The sequence below is a fragment of the Citreicoccus inhibens genome (genome assembly GCF_019039035.1).
Classification (GTDB): domain Bacteria; phylum Myxococcota; class Myxococcia; order Myxococcales; family Myxococcaceae; genus Citreicoccus; species Citreicoccus inhibens.
The window spans coordinates 230,630-247,097 of record NZ_JAHNZT010000006.1 but is presented as its reverse complement, the minus strand read 5'-3'; the positions used below and the strand labels follow the sequence as shown (position 1 = coordinate 247,097).

General features: G+C 71.1%; 13 protein-coding genes. 7 read left to right on the top strand and 6 right to left on the bottom strand.

The features are described 5' to 3' along the window. Positions 1-77: 77 nt before the first annotated feature. Positions 78-935 carry an orotidine-5'-phosphate decarboxylase gene (pyrF, locus tag KRR26_RS10960; RefSeq protein ID WP_120202995.1) on the bottom strand — a complete coding sequence of 286 codons (858 nt, stop codon included), beginning with the start codon at positions 933-935 and terminating at the stop codon, positions 78-80. An 8-nt stretch (positions 936-943) separates the two neighbouring features. Further along, positions 944-1,705: an SDR family NAD(P)-dependent oxidoreductase gene (locus KRR26_RS10955; protein ID WP_120202994.1), complete on the bottom strand. Its 762-nt coding sequence runs from the start codon at positions 1,703-1,705 to the stop codon at positions 944-946. Between the two features lie 197 nt (positions 1,706-1,902). On the opposite strand from KRR26_RS10955, the gene KRR26_RS10950 reads away from it, so the two are divergent. Then, a complete protein-coding gene (locus KRR26_RS10950; RefSeq protein ID WP_217079780.1) occupies positions 1,903-2,310 on the top strand; it encodes a response regulator in 408 nt (135 codons plus the stop codon). A 3-nt stretch (positions 2,311-2,313) separates the two neighbouring features. Here KRR26_RS10950 and KRR26_RS10945 read toward each other — a convergent pair whose 3' ends face one another. After that, positions 2,314-3,348 (bottom strand): histone deacetylase family protein, encoded by a 1,035-nt coding sequence (locus KRR26_RS10945; RefSeq protein WP_217079779.1) that lies wholly within the window; start codon positions 3,346-3,348, stop codon positions 2,314-2,316. Positions 3,349-3,456: 108 nt separating this feature from the next. Here KRR26_RS10945 and KRR26_RS10940 point away from each other — a divergent pair, with 108 nt between their 5' ends. From KRR26_RS10940 to KRR26_RS10915, 6 genes are all read left to right on the top strand, one after another. Continuing rightward, positions 3,457-5,520: a methyl-accepting chemotaxis protein gene (locus KRR26_RS10940; protein ID WP_120202991.1), complete on the top strand. Its 2,064-nt coding sequence runs from the start codon at positions 3,457-3,459 to the stop codon at positions 5,518-5,520. Between the two features lie 188 nt (positions 5,521-5,708). After that, complete coding sequence (locus KRR26_RS10935; protein ID WP_217079778.1) at positions 5,709-6,197, top strand: MFS transporter; 489 nt, start codon at positions 5,709-5,711, stop codon at positions 6,195-6,197. Between the two features lie 8 nt (positions 6,198-6,205). Beyond that, complete coding sequence (locus KRR26_RS10930) at positions 6,206-7,471, top strand: MFS transporter (RefSeq protein ID WP_120203342.1); 1,266 nt, start codon at positions 6,206-6,208, stop codon at positions 7,469-7,471. A 177-nt stretch (positions 7,472-7,648) separates the two neighbouring features. Next, positions 7,649-8,110, top strand: coding sequence for a Sec-independent protein translocase protein TatB (gene tatB, locus KRR26_RS10925; protein ID WP_217079777.1), 462 nt, complete (start codon positions 7,649-7,651; stop codon positions 8,108-8,110). A 39-nt stretch (positions 8,111-8,149) separates the two neighbouring features. Next, entirely contained in the window at positions 8,150-9,355 is a 1,206-nt protein-coding gene (gene tatC / locus KRR26_RS10920; RefSeq protein WP_217079776.1) for a twin-arginine translocase subunit TatC, read from the top strand. Positions 9,356-9,365: 10 nt separating this feature from the next. Beyond that, positions 9,366-10,457 carry a potassium channel family protein gene (locus KRR26_RS10915; RefSeq protein ID WP_217079775.1) on the top strand — a complete coding sequence of 364 codons (1,092 nt, stop codon included), beginning with the start codon at positions 9,366-9,368 and terminating at the stop codon, positions 10,455-10,457. A 312-nt stretch (positions 10,458-10,769) separates the two neighbouring features. On the opposite strand, the gene KRR26_RS10910 is transcribed toward KRR26_RS10915, so the two are convergent. The 3 genes from KRR26_RS10910 to KRR26_RS10900 all read right to left on the bottom strand — a co-directional run bounded on the left by KRR26_RS10910 (position 10,770) and on the right by KRR26_RS10900 (position 16,265). Next, on the bottom strand, positions 10,770-13,283 hold the full coding sequence (locus KRR26_RS10910) for an amino acid kinase family protein (RefSeq protein WP_236068479.1): 2,514 nt from the start codon (positions 13,281-13,283) through the stop codon (positions 10,770-10,772). A gap of 346 nt (positions 13,284-13,629) precedes the next feature. Then, positions 13,630-14,946, bottom strand: coding sequence for an alpha/beta fold hydrolase (locus tag KRR26_RS10905; protein WP_120202986.1), 1,317 nt, complete (start codon positions 14,944-14,946; stop codon positions 13,630-13,632). A gap of 26 nt (positions 14,947-14,972) precedes the next feature. Then, positions 14,973-16,265: an O-acetylhomoserine aminocarboxypropyltransferase/cysteine synthase family protein gene (locus tag KRR26_RS10900; protein WP_120202985.1), complete on the bottom strand. Its 1,293-nt coding sequence runs from the start codon at positions 16,263-16,265 to the stop codon at positions 14,973-14,975. Positions 16,266-16,468 lie beyond the last annotated feature (203 nt).

Genomic DNA, 16,468 nt, shown 5'->3' with positions numbered 1-16,468 from the left:
TGCTCGGAGTCGCGCCCGGTAGCGGGCGCCCTGCTCGGAGTCGCGCCCGGTAGCGGGCGCCCTGCTCGGAGTCGCGCTCAGGCCCCGGCGTCGTGGAAGCGGCGCGAGGGCTCGACGTGCTCCTCCAACGCCTTGCGCAGCGAGGCCGCCGCGGGCCCGGCCTCCAACACGGAGCGCGCGGCGGTGGGGATGACCTGCCGCTCGCGCCCGGAGAAGAGGCGGGGCAGGTCTCCGAATCCCGCGCCCTGCGAGCCGATGCCGGGCGTGAGCAGCAGCGCGCCGCCCAGCCGCTCGACGACGGCGCGGTCGCTCTCCGGGAGCGTGGCGCCCATCACCGCGCCCACGGGCAGCGCGTCCGGGCCCGCCTGCGTGTTGAAGGCTCGGATGCCGTCCGCCAGCGCCTGGGCCACGGTGCGGCCCTCGGCGTCCATGGCGGACTGGAGGCCCACGCCCTCGGGGTTGGACGAGCGCACGACGACGAAGGCGCAGGCGCCGTGGGCTCGCGCGCGCTCCACCGTCTTGGCGAGCGCGCCCAGGCCCAGGTACGCGGTGAAGGTGGCCGCGTCCACGTCATAGGGACTGCCCGCGCCGAAGAGGGCCTCCGCGTACGCGTCCATGGTGGAGCCGATGTCGCCGCGCTTGACGTCCAACAGCGTGAGCGCGCCCTCCTGCTTGAAGCGCACGAGCAGCCGCTGGAGCACCTGGAGCCCGCCGGGGCCGTGGCGCTCGAAGAAGGCGCTCTGCGGCTTCACCACGGCCACGCGCGGGCCCACCGCGTCCGCCAGCCGCTCGCAGAAGTCGCCGAGCCCCTGCACGGTGTCCGGCAGCCCCCAGCGCGCGAGCAAGTCGCGAGACGGGTCGATGCCCAGACAGAAGGGGGAGCGCTGCGCGGCGAGGAGCGCGAAGCGCTGGGCGAAGGACGGACGGGACGACATGGGGGACCTCACTTGAGCCGGCGCGCGGCGGCGTCGAACAGGGGATTGGGCAGCACCTTCACCAGCCGCATGGGCGCGGCGAGCTGCCAGGGGAAGCGGACCTCGGACTGGGCGCGGAAGATGGCGCGGCCCATGCGCTCCACGGCGTCCTCGGTCTCCATGAGGAAGGGCATGGGGAAGCGGTTCTTCGCCGTCATCTCGCTCTTCACGAAGCCGGGATAGACGCACGTGACGTGGACGCCCGTGCCGGACAGGTCCACCCGCAGGCTCTCCAAAAAGGTGGAGAGGAACGCCTTGGAGGCGGAGTAGGCGGCGTGGCCCGCCAGGCCGCGCTGGCCCGCGAGGCTGGAGATGCCCACCAGGTGCCCGCGTCCGCGCTCCACCATGCGCGGCAGCACCGCGCACAGCGTGGCGCAGGCGCCGGTGACGTTGGTGTCGATGATGGCGCTCACGCGCTCCCACTCCATGCGCTTTGCGTGGGTGGGGCCGCCGACGCCGGCGTTGGCCACGATGAGGTCCAGGCCGCCGCACTCGTCGTCGAGTTGCTGGAGGCGCGCCCGGGTCCGGGCCTCGTCGGTGACATCCATCTCCACCGGCTCCACGGTAGCGCCGGCCGCGCGGGCCTCGGCCGCCAGCGCGTCCAACTGCGACAGGCGCCGTCCGGTGGCGAACACGCGCAGCCCCTGCTTCGCCAGCCACAGCGCCAGGCCGCGACCCAGGCCGCTCGAGGCCCCCGTCACCAGTGCCGTCCGGTAGCTCGTCTCCGACATGCGTCCTCCGCGCCCGCGCTTCGGGGCGGGACGCTTCTGCCATGGTTGGCCAGGGCTCGGGCACACAAATGCGTGGCGGCGTGACCCCCTGGGGCGGGGTGCGGTTCAGGGGCCGTCATCACCGCGCGCCACCAGGGCGATGGCGTGCGTTCTGACCCGGTCGCACCGTGGGGCATCCTCTTCAGGGAGCACCGCACATGGGGTCGTGGAACTGCGTGCTGGCCGTGGATGACGACCCCGACATCCTGCTCGCCTTCAAGGACGTGCTGGAGCTGGAGGGCTACGGCGTGGCGCTCGCGCGCAGCGGCGATGAGGCGCTGGCGTTGATGTCGCGCGGCCTGCGCCCGGCCGTCATCCTCCTGGACCTGCTGATGCCGCGGATGAACGGCTGGGAGTTCCGCGCGCGCCAGCTCTCGGACGCCGAGCTGGCGGACATCCCCGTGGTGGTCGTCACCGGGCAGGGCGTGAGCGCGCGCGAGGCGGCCTCGTTCGGCGTGGACGGCTACTTGAAGAAGCCGTTGGAGCTGGAGCAGCTCTTGGACGAGGTCGCGCGCCACGCGGTGCGAGGCCCGGCGCGACGCGTGGCCGAGCCGCCGCGCGGATGACGCTCAGCCTCGCGTGAGCACCGGCCAGTAGCGCTGGAGCGCGAGGCGACTGGCGGCCACGGCGTCGCGCGCATCCCGGTGCACGGGCTCGGTGGGAAACGAGTCCCGCCGGCCCGCGAGGACCTCGACGCAGGCGTGCACGGACTGGGACAGGCCGGGCAGCGAGTAGCCCCCTTCCAGCAGCAGCACCAGCTTGCCGCCGCTGACCTCCTCGGCGAGCGCGCGCACCGCGGAGCACATGGCGGAGAAGCCGCGCTCGGTGACGTCCATGCCACCTATGGGGTCGTGTCGGTGGGGGTCGAAGCCGGCGGACACGAGGATGAGCTGGGGGCGGTACGCCTGGGCCACGGGCAGCAGCAGCTCCTCGAAAATCATTCCGTAGTCCGCGTCGCTGTTTCCGCCGGGCAGGCCGCAGTTGACGGTGTAGCCCTCGCCCGCCCCCGTTCCCACCTCGGGCGCGGCGCCGGTACCCGGGTAGTAGGGGAACTGGTGGATTGACTGGTAGAGCACGTCGCGCCGGTTCCAGAAGGCGGCCTGCGTGCCGTTGCCGTGGTGGACGTCCCAGTCGAGCACCAGCACGCGCTCGGCGCCCAAGCGCCGGCCCGCCTCGGCCGCGATGGCGGCGTTGTTGAAGAGGCAGAAGCCCATGGCGCGCTCGGGCTCGGCGTGGTGGCCGGGAGGCCGCACGAGGGCGAAGGCGTTCTGCGCCTCGCCCGCCATCACCGCCTCCACGGCCTGCACCGCGGCGCCCGCCGCCAGCCGCGCCGCGTCCACGCTGTCGGGGGACACCTGGGTGTCGGCGTCGATGCGCGCGCTCTGCCCGCTGAGCGCCTCCAGGGACGCGCGCATCTCGGCGGAGTGCACGGAGGCCAGCTCCGCCTCGGTGGCCGAGCGGGGCGCGAGAAGCCGCGTGCCCTCCACCGGCGTGCGCGCCAGCACCCCGAGGATGCTCCTCAGCCGAGCGGGCGACTCCGGGTGTCCCGCGCCCGGGTCATGCTGGAGGAAGAGGGGGTCGGTGAGCAGCAGCGTGCGCGTCATCCACACGACCTTACGCATCCGGGTAGGGGGAAGTCAGGCCCGCAGGCTTGTTCGTCGCTTCCCCGGTTCTTGCTCCGCGGGTGTCTCCCTCCCTACAGTGCGACGGCCTTGGCACGTCGCTTCAAGAAACCCGGTCTCCGGGGCATCCTGCTCGGCTCCTTCGCGCTGGCCCTGGCTGTCATCCTGGGCGCGCTCTACTTCGTCGTTCCCGCACAGGTGGAGGACCACCTGGTGCAGCGGCTGCTCGCGCACGGACACGACAAGGCCCAGGAGCTCCAGGTGCTGCTCGCTGGGCAGTCAAGCACGCAGGCTCCGCTCGGGCTGGAGCGCCTGTTCCGCCCGGACGATGACTTCAAGGTCGTGGCGGTGCTGTCCGTGACAGGCGACGTGCTCGCCACCGCGCCGGCCACGCCGCCGACCTGGTTCGTCGAGGAGCTGCGCGCGCGTCATGCGCGCTCACCCCTGCCTCCGCTCGACGGGCTGACGTTCGCCAACGGGGACGTGGCGGTGGTGGAGCAGGTGGCGCTGGCGGGTGGGGCCACGGGGCAGGTGATGGTGGTGGTGGACTTCACGCGGCTCAACCCGGTGCTCCAGTCGCTGCGCCACACGGTGCTCGCGGCGTTCGGCGTGGGGCTGGTGCTGTTCCTCTTGGTGGCGTTCCTCATCTCGCACGCGTTCATCATCCTGCCCCTGGACGCGATGATGTCCATGGCGCGCAAGCTGGCGGAGGCGGACCTCACCGGCCGCGTGGAGGTGCGCCACTCCACGGACGAGTTGGGCGAGCTGGCCGAGGCGCTCAACCGCATGGGGCAGAGCTGGCGCGACACGCTGGGGCGCGTGCGCGGCGTCTCCGACGTGGTGGCCGGCGTCATCGAGCAGATCCACCGCACGGGCACCACGGTGTCCTCGGGCGCGGGCACGGTGCAGTCGCGCGTGGAGGAGACGTCCTCCTCCATGGTGCAGATGATGGCCTCGCTCCGGGGCATCGCGGAGAACGTCGAGGTGCTCTACCAGAGCGCCGAGGAGAGCAGCTCCTCCATCATGGAGATGGCCGCCACCAACGACGAGGTCGCGGAGAACGTCCAGGCCATGGCGGCCAGCGTGGAGGAGACGACCAGCGCCATCGAGGAGATGACGTTCTCCATCAAGGAAGTGGCGCTCAACATCACCGCGCTGTCCACGTCCACGGAGGACACGTCCTCGGCCATCAGCCAGATGGACGCGGCCATTGGCCAGGTGGAGGCCAACGCCAACGAGACGGCGCGCCTGTCCGAGCAGGTCTTCGAGGACGCGCAGACGGGCGTGGAGGCGCTGCGCAAGACGCTGTCGGGCATCGACCGCATCAAGGAGAACAGCCGCAGCGCGGCGGGCGTCATCGACAGCCTGGGGCGCCACATCTCCGAGATTGGCAACATCCTCAACGTCATCGACGACGTGGCCGAGCAGACCAACCTCCTGGCGCTCAACGCCGCCATCATCGCCGCGCAGGCCGGTGAGCACGGCAAGGGCTTCGCGGTGGTGGCCGAGGAGATCAAGGACCTGGCCGAGCGCACCGGCGCCTCCACGAAGGAGATCGCCGAGCTGGTGCGCAGCATCCAGGAGGAGAGCCGCAACGCCGTGGTGGTCATGAACCAGGGCGTGAAGAACGTGGAGGACGGCGTGCAGTTGGGGCGCGAGGCCGAGGGCGCGCTCCGGAAGATCAACGACAGCACGCAGAAGTCCACGCAGATGGTGAAGGCCATCGCCCGCGCCACGGTGGAGCAGGCGCGCGGCAGCAAGCAGGTGACGGCCGCCATCCACCGCATCTCCGAGACGGTGCAGCAGATCTCCAAGGCCTCCAACGAGCAGGCCAAGGGCGGCGAGCAGATCATGAAGAGCGCCGAGCGGATGAAGGCGCTCACCCAGCACGTGCAGCGCTCCAGCCAGGAGCAGGCGCACGGCAGCAAGCAGATCACCCGCTCCATCGAGAGCATCAACGAGATGGTGACGCACCTGAACCGCGCCCAGAAGGAGCAGACCAAGGGCAGCGAGCAGGTGCTCAAGGCGGTGGAGACCATCAAGGGGGTCTCCGAGCACCAGACGCGCTCGGTGCGTCAGTTGGAAGAAGCCATCGACAATCTCCAGCGTCAGGCGGAGATCCTCCGCGCCGAGGTCCGGCGCTTCCGCGTCTGAACCCAGCCTTCATGACCGCTCCCGCGTCTCGGTCGTTCTCCCTCACCCCGGCGGAACGCGGAGTGGTCGTGCTTTGGGCTGCCGTTCAAGGGCTCCTCTCCGACGGTGGGCTCCCTGGCTTCTTACTGGTCTGCGGTCGGACCTTGCGGGACCTCCGCTCGGGGCTGGCGGTCCTCGCGAAGTCCAGCGTGTTCATCGCACTGGGCATGTGGGTGCTCGGCGTGCTGCTCTGGGAGCGATTCGGGCGCCGCACGGTGCTGGCGGTGGGCACGGCAGGGGGCATGGTGGCCCTCGGCGTCGCTCCGCGGGGCGTCGACTCGAGCGGGTGCCGCGTGGCCCAGGTCCTCTCCTCAGCTTGTTCGGGCGTGCAGGTGCCGTCCTCCATGGCCGTCATGGTGGAGGAGGGGCGTCCGGCGCGACGCGGCCTCGTGATGGGGATGTCCTGGGCCCTGCTCTCGCGCGGCACGGGCGCGACGCTGTCGGGCTCGATGGCGGCACTGGACAGTGGCGCTGAGTTACGAGAGGGCTCGCTCTCTCCATCCGGGTCGTGCCGTGGCTGTCGCAGGGTGGGGCGCGCACGTCCGCGGAGGACTCCTCCGGCCTGCTGGCGTCCGGTGCCTCCCCACCGGGTTCGTTCTCATCGCGGCGCGCTCTCCGTTCGCGCCGCGCCTTCTTGAAAGCCTTCATGTCCGCTCCCCAAGCCGCGCCGTCCACCCTCACCTCCTTCGAGCGCAAGGTGGTGTTGCTCATCGGCGCCGTTCAGTTCATCAACATCCTCGACTTCGTGATGGTGATGCCGCTGGGCCCCTACTTCTCCGGCGGCCTGGGCATCGCGTCGTCACACATTGGAACGATTGGCGGCAGCTACACCGCCGCCGCGAGCGTGGCGGGGCTGGTGGCCGGAACGTTCCTGGACCGCTTCGACCGTCGCCAGGCGCTGGCGGTCTGCATGCTGGGGCTGGTCGCCTCCACGGCGGCGGGGGGCCTGTCCACGGGGCTCGTGACGCTGTTGTTGGCTCGCGTGTGCGCGGGCGTGTTCGGCGGACCCGCCACGGCGCTCTCCATGTCCATCATCGCGGACCTCATCCCCGCCGAGAAGCGGGGGCGCGCGCTGGGACTGGTGATGATGGCGTTCTCCATCACCTCGGTGCTGGGCGTGCCCATCGCCCTGCGGTTGGCCGAGCTGGGCGGCTGGCGCATCCCGTTCCTCGGGGTGTCGGCGCTGGGGCTCCTGGTCGTCGCGGGCGCCATCTTCCTGCTGCCGCCAGTGCGCGGACACCTGTCCTCGGAGCGGCAGTCCGCGCGGCCGGTGGGCATCCTGCAACTGCTGGGGCGCACGGATGTGCAGCTGTCCTATCTGATGACGGCGCTGGTGATGATGAGCGCGTTCATGCTCATCCCCAACATCGCGCCCTATCTGCTCCAGAACCTGGACTACCCGCGCGAGAACCTGGGCAACATCTACCTGGCGGGCGGCGTGATGAGCTTCATCGCGCTGCGGACGGCGGGCCGGCTCGTGGACAGGTACGGCTCGTTCCGCGTGGGCACGGTGGGCGTGGCGCTGGGCATCACCTCCATCTACGTGGGGTTCATCGACTTCCCTCGCTGGCTGCCCATCCCCGTGCTGTTCATGGCCTTCATGCTCGCCAACGGCGTGCGGAATGTGTCCTACAGCACGCTTGTGACCAAGGTGCCCGAGCCGGCGGTGCGCGCCCGCTTCATGTCGCTCCAGTCGGCGGTCCAGCACATGGCCTCGGCGCTGGGGGCCGTCCTGTCCTCGCAGCTGTTGTCGGACGAGCCCGATGGCCACTTGGGGGGCGTGGCGACCGTCGCCACGGTCTCCATCGCCCTGGCCCTGGGGGTTCCGCCCATGCTGTGGGTCGTGGAGAACCGGTTGCGTGCCCGCACCCAGGCGGCCCCGGCCGGCGTCCCGGTGCCGGTCCCCCGCTGAGGCCCCACCCCGTGCCGGGCGGGCAGCCGCACCGCGCGTCCAGGCCGTGGGGCAGGGGGCGCGGTGGTCCGGTTGTCCGCCGCGCGAGGGGACATGCGAATGCCCGTGGGTCGGTGTTGGTTGCACCGGCCGTCCCGGGGCGCGATAACCCCGCCAGTCTTCCGGAGCCGTCAGACCATGTTCAACATCGGCGCAGGCGAAATGGTGCTCATCCTGGTGGCCGCGCTGCTCGTGCTCGGGCCGCAGCGGCTGCCCGAGCTGGCGCGCGCCATCGGCAAGTTCATGCGCGAGTTCCGCCGGCACACGGACGATGTCCGCAATGTCGTGGAGCGTGAGTTCTACGCCATGGACCAGGAGGTCAACCGCGAGCCGCCGCCGCCCATGGGGCGCCCGGGTTCGCGCTTCACGCCTCCGGACGCGGCGCCGCCGGCGGTGCCGGTTCCCGTTCCTCCCCAGGTCGCGGAGGCCGTGACACCCGCGGAGCCCGCGCAGTTGCCGGAGACGACCGCGGCCAGCATTGCGACCGAGTCCCTGGTGGCCCCCTCCGAGCCCGAGCCCGAGCCCGCGCTCGCCTCGTCGTCCCCCGCGCCCACGCCCATCCCTGGCACCGTGGCGCGCAACGCCCCGAAACGGAGCTGAGCCCTGATTCGCCCGAGCGCTGACTCTTCCGAACTGCGCATGAGCCTGGTGGAGCACCTCACGGAGCTCCGCTCGCGCCTCTTCAAGTGCACCATCGCGGTGTTCGTGTTGGGGACCGTGTCGCTCGTGTTCGCCAAGCCCATCTTCGGCATGCTGATGCGGCCGGTGCTGGACGCGCTTCCCCCCGAGGGACGCTCGCTCATCTACACGTCGGGTATCGAAGAGATCAACGTGCTGATGAAGGTGGGTGTCTACTGCGGCATCTTCCTCACCACGCCCGTCATCCTCTGGCAGATCTGGGGCTTCGTCTCACCGGGGCTGTATCCGGAGGAGCGCCGCTATGCGTCCCCCTTCGTGGTGCTGGGCTCGGTCGCGTTCCTCACCGGCGCGATGTTCTGCTACTTCGTGGTGTTGCCCTCGATGTTCAAGTTCCTCCTCAACGAGGAGGACACGATGGCGCTGGAGGAGCGGCTGGACACCGCGAAGCTGACCGCGGACGACGCGCTGCGCTTCCTGCGCGTAGGAGACGCCGAGCGCGCCGGGCAACTCGCGAAGCAGGCCAGCACGGCGCTCACCGCCGCGGGCGACGGACAGCTCGACGCGCCGCAGGTGGTGCCCTCGGCGAGCGTGGAGATGGCGGCGCGCCTGGAGGGACTGGGCAAGCTGGTGGACGCGGTGGCGAGCGGGTTGGGCTCGCAAGCGCGCGGCGTGCTGAAGCAGGCGGTGGAGAAGCGGGTGGAGGCGGTGGAGGCCTTCGGCAAGAAGGACTTCGTGGCCGCCGCGACCGCGATGGACGCGTCGGCCAGCCTGTTGGCGGGCGTGGCGCCCACGCACAGCGAGGAGCTGGCGGGGGTGTGGAAGCTGGAGAAGGAGCTGGCCGAGGGCCACGCGCGCAATCAGGCGGAGCGCTGGACGCGGCCCATGCTCACCATGGATGAGCAGCTCTCGCTGGTGCTGCTGCTCATCCTCGCGTTCGGCATCATCTTCGAGATGCCGCTGGTGATGGCGGTGCTGGGCATTGTCGGCGTGGTGCAGTCGCGCTGGCTGTTCCGCTACCAGCGCCACGCCTTCGTGGTGTGTCTCATCGCGGCGGCGGTGATCACGCCCACGGGCGACGTGGTGAACCTGTCGCTCATGGCTGGCCCCATGCTCATGTGCTACGAGCTGGGCGTCCTGGCGGTGTGGCTCATCGAGAAGCGCCGCTCCAAGGCCGCGGCCACCACGGACATCGCGCCGGTGCCGTAGGATTGGGGCCATGGCCTCCTGGGGGCGAAGGCTGCTGGTGAATCTGCGCTACCTGCGCGCGCTGATGCGCAGGTTCCGCACGACGTTGCTGTTGGCCCTGGCGCTGTATGGCGTGGGGCCGCTGCTCTTCCACTGGCGCTACGTGGGGCCGAGCGGCGAGGGCGTCTCGTTTGGCGAGGCGCTGCACCACGTCTACTTCCTGCTCTTCGGTCAGCCGTCGTTGCCGTACGTCAATGACTGGCTGGTGGAGACGCTCAACTTCGTCATCCCGCCGGTGGGCATCGCGCTGGTGGCGGATGGCGTGGTGCGCTTCGCGTACCTGTTCTTCGCCCGCCACAAGAACGACAAGGAGTGGGTCGCCGTGGTCTCCGAGACGATGAAGGGACACGTCGTGGTGTGCGGCGCCGGTCGCGTGGGCTACCGCGTGGTGACGCAGCTGCGAGAGATGGGCCGCGACGTGGTGGTGGTGGAGAAGCGCGAGGACGCGGCCTTCGTCTCGGCGCTGCGCGACGAGAACGTGCCGCTGTTGATTGACGACACGCGCAGCCCGCTGTGTCTGCCGCGCACGCATGTGAAGCACGCGTCCGCCATCGTCTGCGCCACGGATGATGACCTGGCCAATCTCAACATCGCGCTGGACGCGCGGCGGCTGAATCCAGACATCCGCGTGGTCATCCGGCTCTTCGACGACGACCTGGGCGCCAAGGTGCGGGACACCTTCCATGTCGAGGCGCTCTCCAGCTCCTCGCTCGCGGCGCCGGCCATGGCGCTGGCGGCGTTGGACCCGCGCATCATCCACTCGTTCCGCATCGCGCAGCACCTCATGGTGGTGTCGCTCTTCGAGGTGCGCGAGGGCCTGACGGGCATGACGGTGGCCCAGGTGAGAGACCGCTTCGGCGCCCTGGCGCTCTCGCTGCACCGAGGGCCACAGGAGCTGCTCAACCCGGCGGGTGACGAGTGCCTCCGCGCGGGAGACCTGGTGACATTGCAGGCGCCCTATCCGGAGTACCAGCGGCTGCGCGCCTTCACCCACGAATCGCCGCCTCCCGCCTGGGCGGACCGCGACAACTTCCTCATGCCGGGCCACCGCGACGTCGGGTAGTCGCGCATTGGAGCGCGGCGACACCGCGCGCGGAATGAGACACGCGCCCCCTGCTGCGCGGAGCGCTCGTGCATGTCTCGCTTCGCGTCCGTGCTGCGCCGCCGAGGCCTCCGCGGGGTGACGAGCGCTTAGGTGCGCGCGCTCATCCCGGCCATTCATGCGAAGCGCACGAGGGCGTTCCTGTCGCGCCATCCGCCGGACGAGCCGACGGAGGTGTCGCTGCCGGACAGCCTCGGTGACGCGACGACGGAGCTGCGCGCGCTGCGCCCGAGGTTCGCTCATCCTGGCCGAGGCCCTGCGCGGGCGGAGTCGTCAGCGCCCGCGCAGGGACTGGGCAATCTTCAGGATGTCCGCGAGCACCCCCGCTGCCGTGACGGCACCGCCAGCGCCCGCGCCCTGCACGAGCAACGGGAAGTCCGCGTAGCGCTCGGTGGAGAAGGCCACGAACGCCTCCGAGCCTCGCAGGCGCGTCGCGGGATGCTCGGGGCCCACGGGCATCGGGCCCACGCGGAGCACCGCGCCGTCTTCCGCGCGCGGGTCGATGCGGGCCAGGTAGCGCAGCGTCTTTCCCTCGGCCCTCAGCCCCTGGAGGCGCTGGGTGAAGGTGGCATCGAGCCCTTCGAGCGACGCGAGGAAGCGCTCCACGTCACGCTCTTCCAGCATCGCCTGCGGGACGAAGGGCTCCACCACCACGTCCTCCAGGGACAGGGGCAAGCCCATCTCTCTTGCGAGGATGAGCGCTTTGCGCGCGGCGTCCGTTCCGGCGAGGTCCTCGCGAGGGTGCGGCTCCGTGAAGCCTCGCTCCCGAGCAATGCGCACGGCGCGGGACAGCGGCACGCCGCGCATCAACTCATCGCAGAGATAGCCGAGCGTTCCCGAGAAGGAGCCCTCCACGCGGTGCACGCAGTCGCCTGTGCGCACCAGGTCCTTGAGCGTCTGGATGACGGGCAGGCCCGCGCCCACCGTCGTCTCGTAGTGGTGGGCCCGGTGGTGATGACGGGCCGTTCCGCGCAGTCGCTCCCACGTCTCCAGCGAGCCCGTCAGCGGCTTCTTGTTCGCGGCGACCACGTGGATGCCGCGCTGGAAGGCCTCCAGGTAGAGGGACTCCATGTCCTCGGCGGCGGTGCAGTCCACCAGGACGGGGACGGGCAGCCGGCGCAGCGGCTCCAGCAGGGCGCGCACCACGGGAGGCGAGGCGCCGATGGGCACGCTCTCGATGCGCTCACGCCACTGCTTGGGCGGAATCCCTCCCGGAGAGAACAGGACGCGGCGGCTGTCCGCGAGCCCGACCAGGTGGAGTTGCACGCCATGCTCACGCGCCAACGTCTCCTGCTGCGCGCGGATCTGCTCCAAGAGGTGACTGCCCACCGTGCCGTGTCCGAGCACGAGCAGGCTGACCTCCTCATGGGCGATGTGGAAGGCCGCGTGCACCGTGCGCACCGCGAGCGAGGTGTCGGGCCCATCCACCACGAAGGACAACGAGCGAGCCGTGGCCGCCTGTGCCACCGCGCGCACGTTGATGCCGAGCGCCCCAATGGGATGGAACAGGCGCCCCGCCACGTTCACGCCCTGGCCCATGGCCTCGGCCACGAGCGCGACTTGCGTCACGGGCGCGCGCAGGCGAGGCGGTTCCAGCTCGCCGCGTTCCAGCTCCGCGGCCAGCGTGCGACGAAGCACTTCCTCCGCTCGAGGGACCTGGGTCCGCGGCAGCACGATGGCCACCGCATGCCCGGGAGGCGACTGCGCGGCCATCCACGCGGTGAGTCCTTCGGCCTCCAGCGCCTGGAGCGCGCGCGGGCCCACGTATCGCGCGGACTCCACCGCACCACTCTCCAGGGAGAGCAGCGCGAGGTCCTCCAGGGACACCACGCACGTGGGCAGGCTGCCATCGCGCGAGCCATGCGAGTCGATGAGGGTCCCCGGCTCCTCGGGGTGCGCGAGGTGCTGCACGCGAGAGGGCACGTCCGCGTCGCGCAGCATGGCGAGCGCGCGAGGATGCAGCGTGGTCATGCCCAGGTGCGCCAGCTCCAACGCCTCCGTGTAGCTCAGGTGCGGCACGGGTCGCGCATCCGCGACGTAGGCGGGATCCGCGGTCATCACGCCCGGGACATCCGTCCAGAGCGTGAGCGGTGTGCCGAGGAGCGCGGCGAGCACGGCGGCGGTCTCGTCCGCGCCGCCTGGGACGCGGAGGGGCGTGCGTGCATCGTGGCTTCGCCCGAAGCCGCCCGCGTGCAGGCCGGTGCGGCCCTCCCATTGAACGCGGAGTTCCGCCACGCGGGCGCGTGTGTGCTCTCGACTGATGCGCGCCGGGCCAGGCTCTGCCGCCATCACCACCCAGTCGGCTGCGTCTACGTCCAACGTGGGCAGGCCACGTCGTGCCAGCAGGCGCGCGAGCAGTGCGACCGTGAACCGTTCGCCCGCGCCGTACACGACTTGCTCGAGGGTCGCGCTGGGCCCATGGGTCGAGCGGGTCCCGTCCAGTGCGCGGCGCGCGGGTTCCAGCCACGAACCGAGATACCGAGCGCCGTCCTCCTCAGCAGTCGCGGCGGGGCTCAGCGCTCCGAGTCTGCGCTCCGTTTCTTCGAGGAGCAGCAAGCCGCGCGCGAGCACGGCATCCAGTTCCTGCCGCGCGCGCTCTCTCGACCCTTGAAGGGACGCGGCGAGGGCCGCCTCCAACCGCGCGGTCAGCCACGCGGGCGAGGAGAGCACGGCCACGCGCGTGGCCGGAACAGGCTCGCGAGCAAGCTGCGAGGCGATGGACGCGAGCCCCTCGGCGGAGTCGAGCAGGAGGGGGGCATAGCGCGTGACGTAGACAGGAGTGGTCATGAAGTCTTCGGAGCCACCGAGCAGGACAGAGCGGGTGCGTGCGCAAGGGCTGAACCGTGTCGGTCCTCAAAGTCCGGCGGAGTGGGCACCTGGCCCGCGACATAGACGAACGCGGCCAGCCTGTCCTCCAGGCAATTGCGCGAGTCAGTGTGGGTGCGCGTGCAACGCGTGAGGTGGGGCAGCGCACCGCGCCCCGCGATGTGGGCACGCCGCACGACCTGGATGACGGCAGGCATTCCGTCCTCGGGGTCACCGAGGCCCCGGATGCGAACGTGCCGCGCCGCGCAGGCCGGTCCACTGCGCCCGACCGGGGATGCGCACCGCGCGCCGGGGATGACCGCGGTGTTCATGAGCGTCGCGCCACGGCTCCGGAGAGCGCGGGGATGCGCATGTCTCGGCCGGCGACACCCGGTGGAAGCGCGAGCGCACGGGTCAGCAAGGCCGACAGGGAGCCCCATTCGAGGAGGAAGCCGTCATGCCCATGGGGACTCGACAGCACGGCGTGCTCGGCGTGACGGCCCGCCGCGCGCAGACGGCGCGCGAGCGCCACCATGTGCTCGGGGAAGAAGAGCTGGTCCCGGTCGATTCCGATGCTCAACGTGCTCGCGAGGATGCGGCCAATGCCGGGACCGCCGCGCGCCTCGGGCACGCGTGACAGGTCGTGATGGTCCATCGCGCCGAGCAGCGCGAGGTAGGAGCGCCCGTCGAACCGCGCCTCCAACTTCGCGCCCTGGTGCTCCAGATAGCTCTGCACGGGATACAGCGCGCGCGATGACCACGCCTGGGGCCGAGGCTGTCTCGCGTCGAGTCCCGACTCGGCGCGATAGGTGAGCGTGGCGAGCTGCCGCGCGACTTCGAGTCCCCGCCTGGGGGACTCGGGATACTCCGGGTCCAGGAGGAGCACCTGCCGCGCCACGTGATTCCAGCCCACCACCCAGGCCGAAGCGCACTCCGCCGTGGCGATGGGGGCCATGCGCGCGAAGCGCTCGGGATCCAACGCGGCGAGGCACAGGACGATCATCCCTCCCAGCGAGCCCCCCGTGACGAGCGCCACCTGGTCCACGCCGAGCGCATCCAGCGCGAACAGGATGGAGCGCGCCTGATCCCACGGCGTCAGCGTGGCGGGCAGGAGTCGCTCGTCGACTTGCAGGTCTCCCTTCTCCAGGGAAGTCGCGGGCCCGAAGCGCGCGTCGTCCACGCGTCGAGGGAACCCTTCATCCGCCGGACCCGAAGTGCCGTAGCACGAGCCCAGGTTGTTGAAGCACAGCAGCCGCATGCGTGTGGGGTCGAGCGCACGCCCCGGTCCGATGACGGGCTCCCACCAGCCACCCTCGCCACCCGCGCGCATGTCGCCCGTGAGCGCGTGCACCACGAGCACGGTGGGCACGGGCGCGGGTGCGCGGGGCGGGGCGGGGCGACGCAGCGGCTCGAGGACGGGCCGCTGCTCGGCGGCGGTGCGGCGCACGACGCGGAACGTGGCCGCGCGCGCCGCGTCCTCGGAGAGCACCTGGGCGCGGGAATGGAGCCAGGGGAGATCCTCCTCGGGCCCCCACCACCAGCCCCGGACGAGGTGCGGCGCGACTCGCGCGCCGGCCTCCAGGGGCAGATCGGGCAGGGTCAAATCGAACAAGCGCGGCGGGGGCGCGCGGAAGGGGGGGCTCACGGCAAGGCTCCAGTCGGGATGAGGCGTCAGGTGGTGGCGAGGGCCTGGTCGAGGTCCGCGTACAGGTCGTCCAGGTGCTCCAGGCCGACCGACAAGCGCACCAGGTCATCGGACACGCCCGTGCTCAGCCGCTCCTCGGGCGTGAGCTGCTCGTGCGTGGTGGAGGCCGGGTGGATGATGAGCGAGCGCGTGTCGCCGATGTTCGCCAGCAGGCTCCACAGCTTCACGCCGTCGATGACCTTGCGCCCCGCCGCCAGCCCCCCCTTCAGCCCGACCGTGACGAGCCCACCGAACCCGTTGCGCAGGTAGCGCCGCGCGAGCGGATAGGACGGATCCTCCTCCAGCCCGGGGTAGCGCACCCACGCCACCTTGGGGTGCTGCTTCAGCCACCGCGCCACCGCGAGCGCGTTCTGCGAGTGCCGCTCCAGTCGCAGCCGCAGCGTCTCCAATCCGAGGATGAACGCGTGCGCGTTGAAGGGGCTGAGCGCGGGGCCCAGGTCCCGCAGTCCCTCCAGGCGCGCCTTGAGGATGTACGCGGCGGGGCCGAACGCCTCGGTCAGCTTGAGGCCGTGGTAGCCCGGGTTGGGCTCGGTCAGCTCGGGGAACTTGCCGTTCGCCCAGGGGAAGGTGCCGCCGTCGACGATGACGCCACCAATCGAGGTGCCGTGTCCGCCGATGTATTTGGTCGCGCTGTGCACCACGATGTTCGCGCCGTGGCGCAGCGGATTGAAGAGCGCGGGCGACAGCGCCGTGTTGTCCACGATGAGCGGGACGCCCGCCTCGCGCGCGACGGCCGCGATGGCCTCGAAGTCCGGCACGTCCAGCCGCGGGTTGCCGAGCGCCTCCAGGTAGATGGCCTTCGTCTTCGGGCCAACGGCTTCGCGGAAGGCCTCGGGGCGGCCCGCATCCACGAAGCGCGTGTGGATGCCGAGCCGAGGCAGCGTCACCTTGAAGAGGTTGTACGTGCCGCCATAGAGGCTGGCGCCGGACACCAGCTCGTCTCCGGCGCGCAGGATGTTGAGGATGGCCAGCGTCTGCGCGGCCTGCCCCGAGGCGACCGCGAGCGCGCCCACGCCCCCTTCGAGCGCGGCGATGCGCTTCTCGAAGACGTCCGTGGTGGGGTTCATGATGCGCGTGTAGATGTTGCCGAACTCCTTCAGGCCGAAGAGCGCGGCGGCGTGGTTCGCGTCGCGGAAGCGGTAGCTCGTCGTCTGGTAGATGGGCACCGCGCGAGCGCCGGTGGTGGGGTCGGGCTCGTAGCCGGCGTGGAGGGCGAGGGTGTCGAAGTGCTGGGGACGCGGGGCGTTGGGCGTGCTCATGGCAAAAGGACTCCTGCGCGGGCGCTCGAAGCGCTCGCGGGGGGAACGGCGTGGAAGTGGGGTGGAACGTCAGTGGAACTGCGGACGGCGGGGCGGTGAACGGACGGCGCTGCGACGCTGCGACGCTGCTCGGTAGAGGCGAGAGCGGAGGCCGGAAACGACGAAGCCCACCGACCCTCGCGGGTGGGTGGGCTCCGGTGACT

Coding starts and splice junctions, on each gene's coding strand:
- tatB (WP_217079777.1), top strand. CDS start 7,649: ATGTTCAACATCGGCGCAGGCGAAATGGTGCTCATCCTGGTGGCCGCG.
- pyrF (WP_120202995.1), bottom strand. CDS start 935: ATGTCGTCCCGTCCGTCCTTCGCCCAGCGCTTCGCGCTCCTCGCCGCG.
- KRR26_RS10930 (WP_120203342.1), top strand. CDS start 6,206: ATGTCCGCTCCCCAAGCCGCGCCGTCCACCCTCACCTCCTTCGAGCGC.
- tatC (WP_217079776.1), top strand. CDS start 8,150: ATGAGCCTGGTGGAGCACCTCACGGAGCTCCGCTCGCGCCTCTTCAAG.
- KRR26_RS10900 (WP_120202985.1), bottom strand. CDS start 16,265: ATGAGCACGCCCAACGCCCCGCGTCCCCAGCACTTCGACACCCTCGCC.
- KRR26_RS10945 (WP_217079779.1), bottom strand. CDS start 3,348: ATGACGCGCACGCTGCTGCTCACCGACCCCCTCTTCCTCCAGCATGAC.
- KRR26_RS10915 (WP_217079775.1), top strand. CDS start 9,366: ATGGCCTCCTGGGGGCGAAGGCTGCTGGTGAATCTGCGCTACCTGCGC.
- KRR26_RS10955 (WP_120202994.1), bottom strand. CDS start 1,705: ATGTCGGAGACGAGCTACCGGACGGCACTGGTGACGGGGGCCTCGAGC.
- KRR26_RS10950 (WP_217079780.1), top strand. CDS start 1,903: ATGGGGTCGTGGAACTGCGTGCTGGCCGTGGATGACGACCCCGACATC.
- KRR26_RS10910 (WP_236068479.1), bottom strand. CDS start 13,283: ATGACCACTCCTGTCTACGTCACGCGCTATGCCCCCCTCCTGCTCGAC.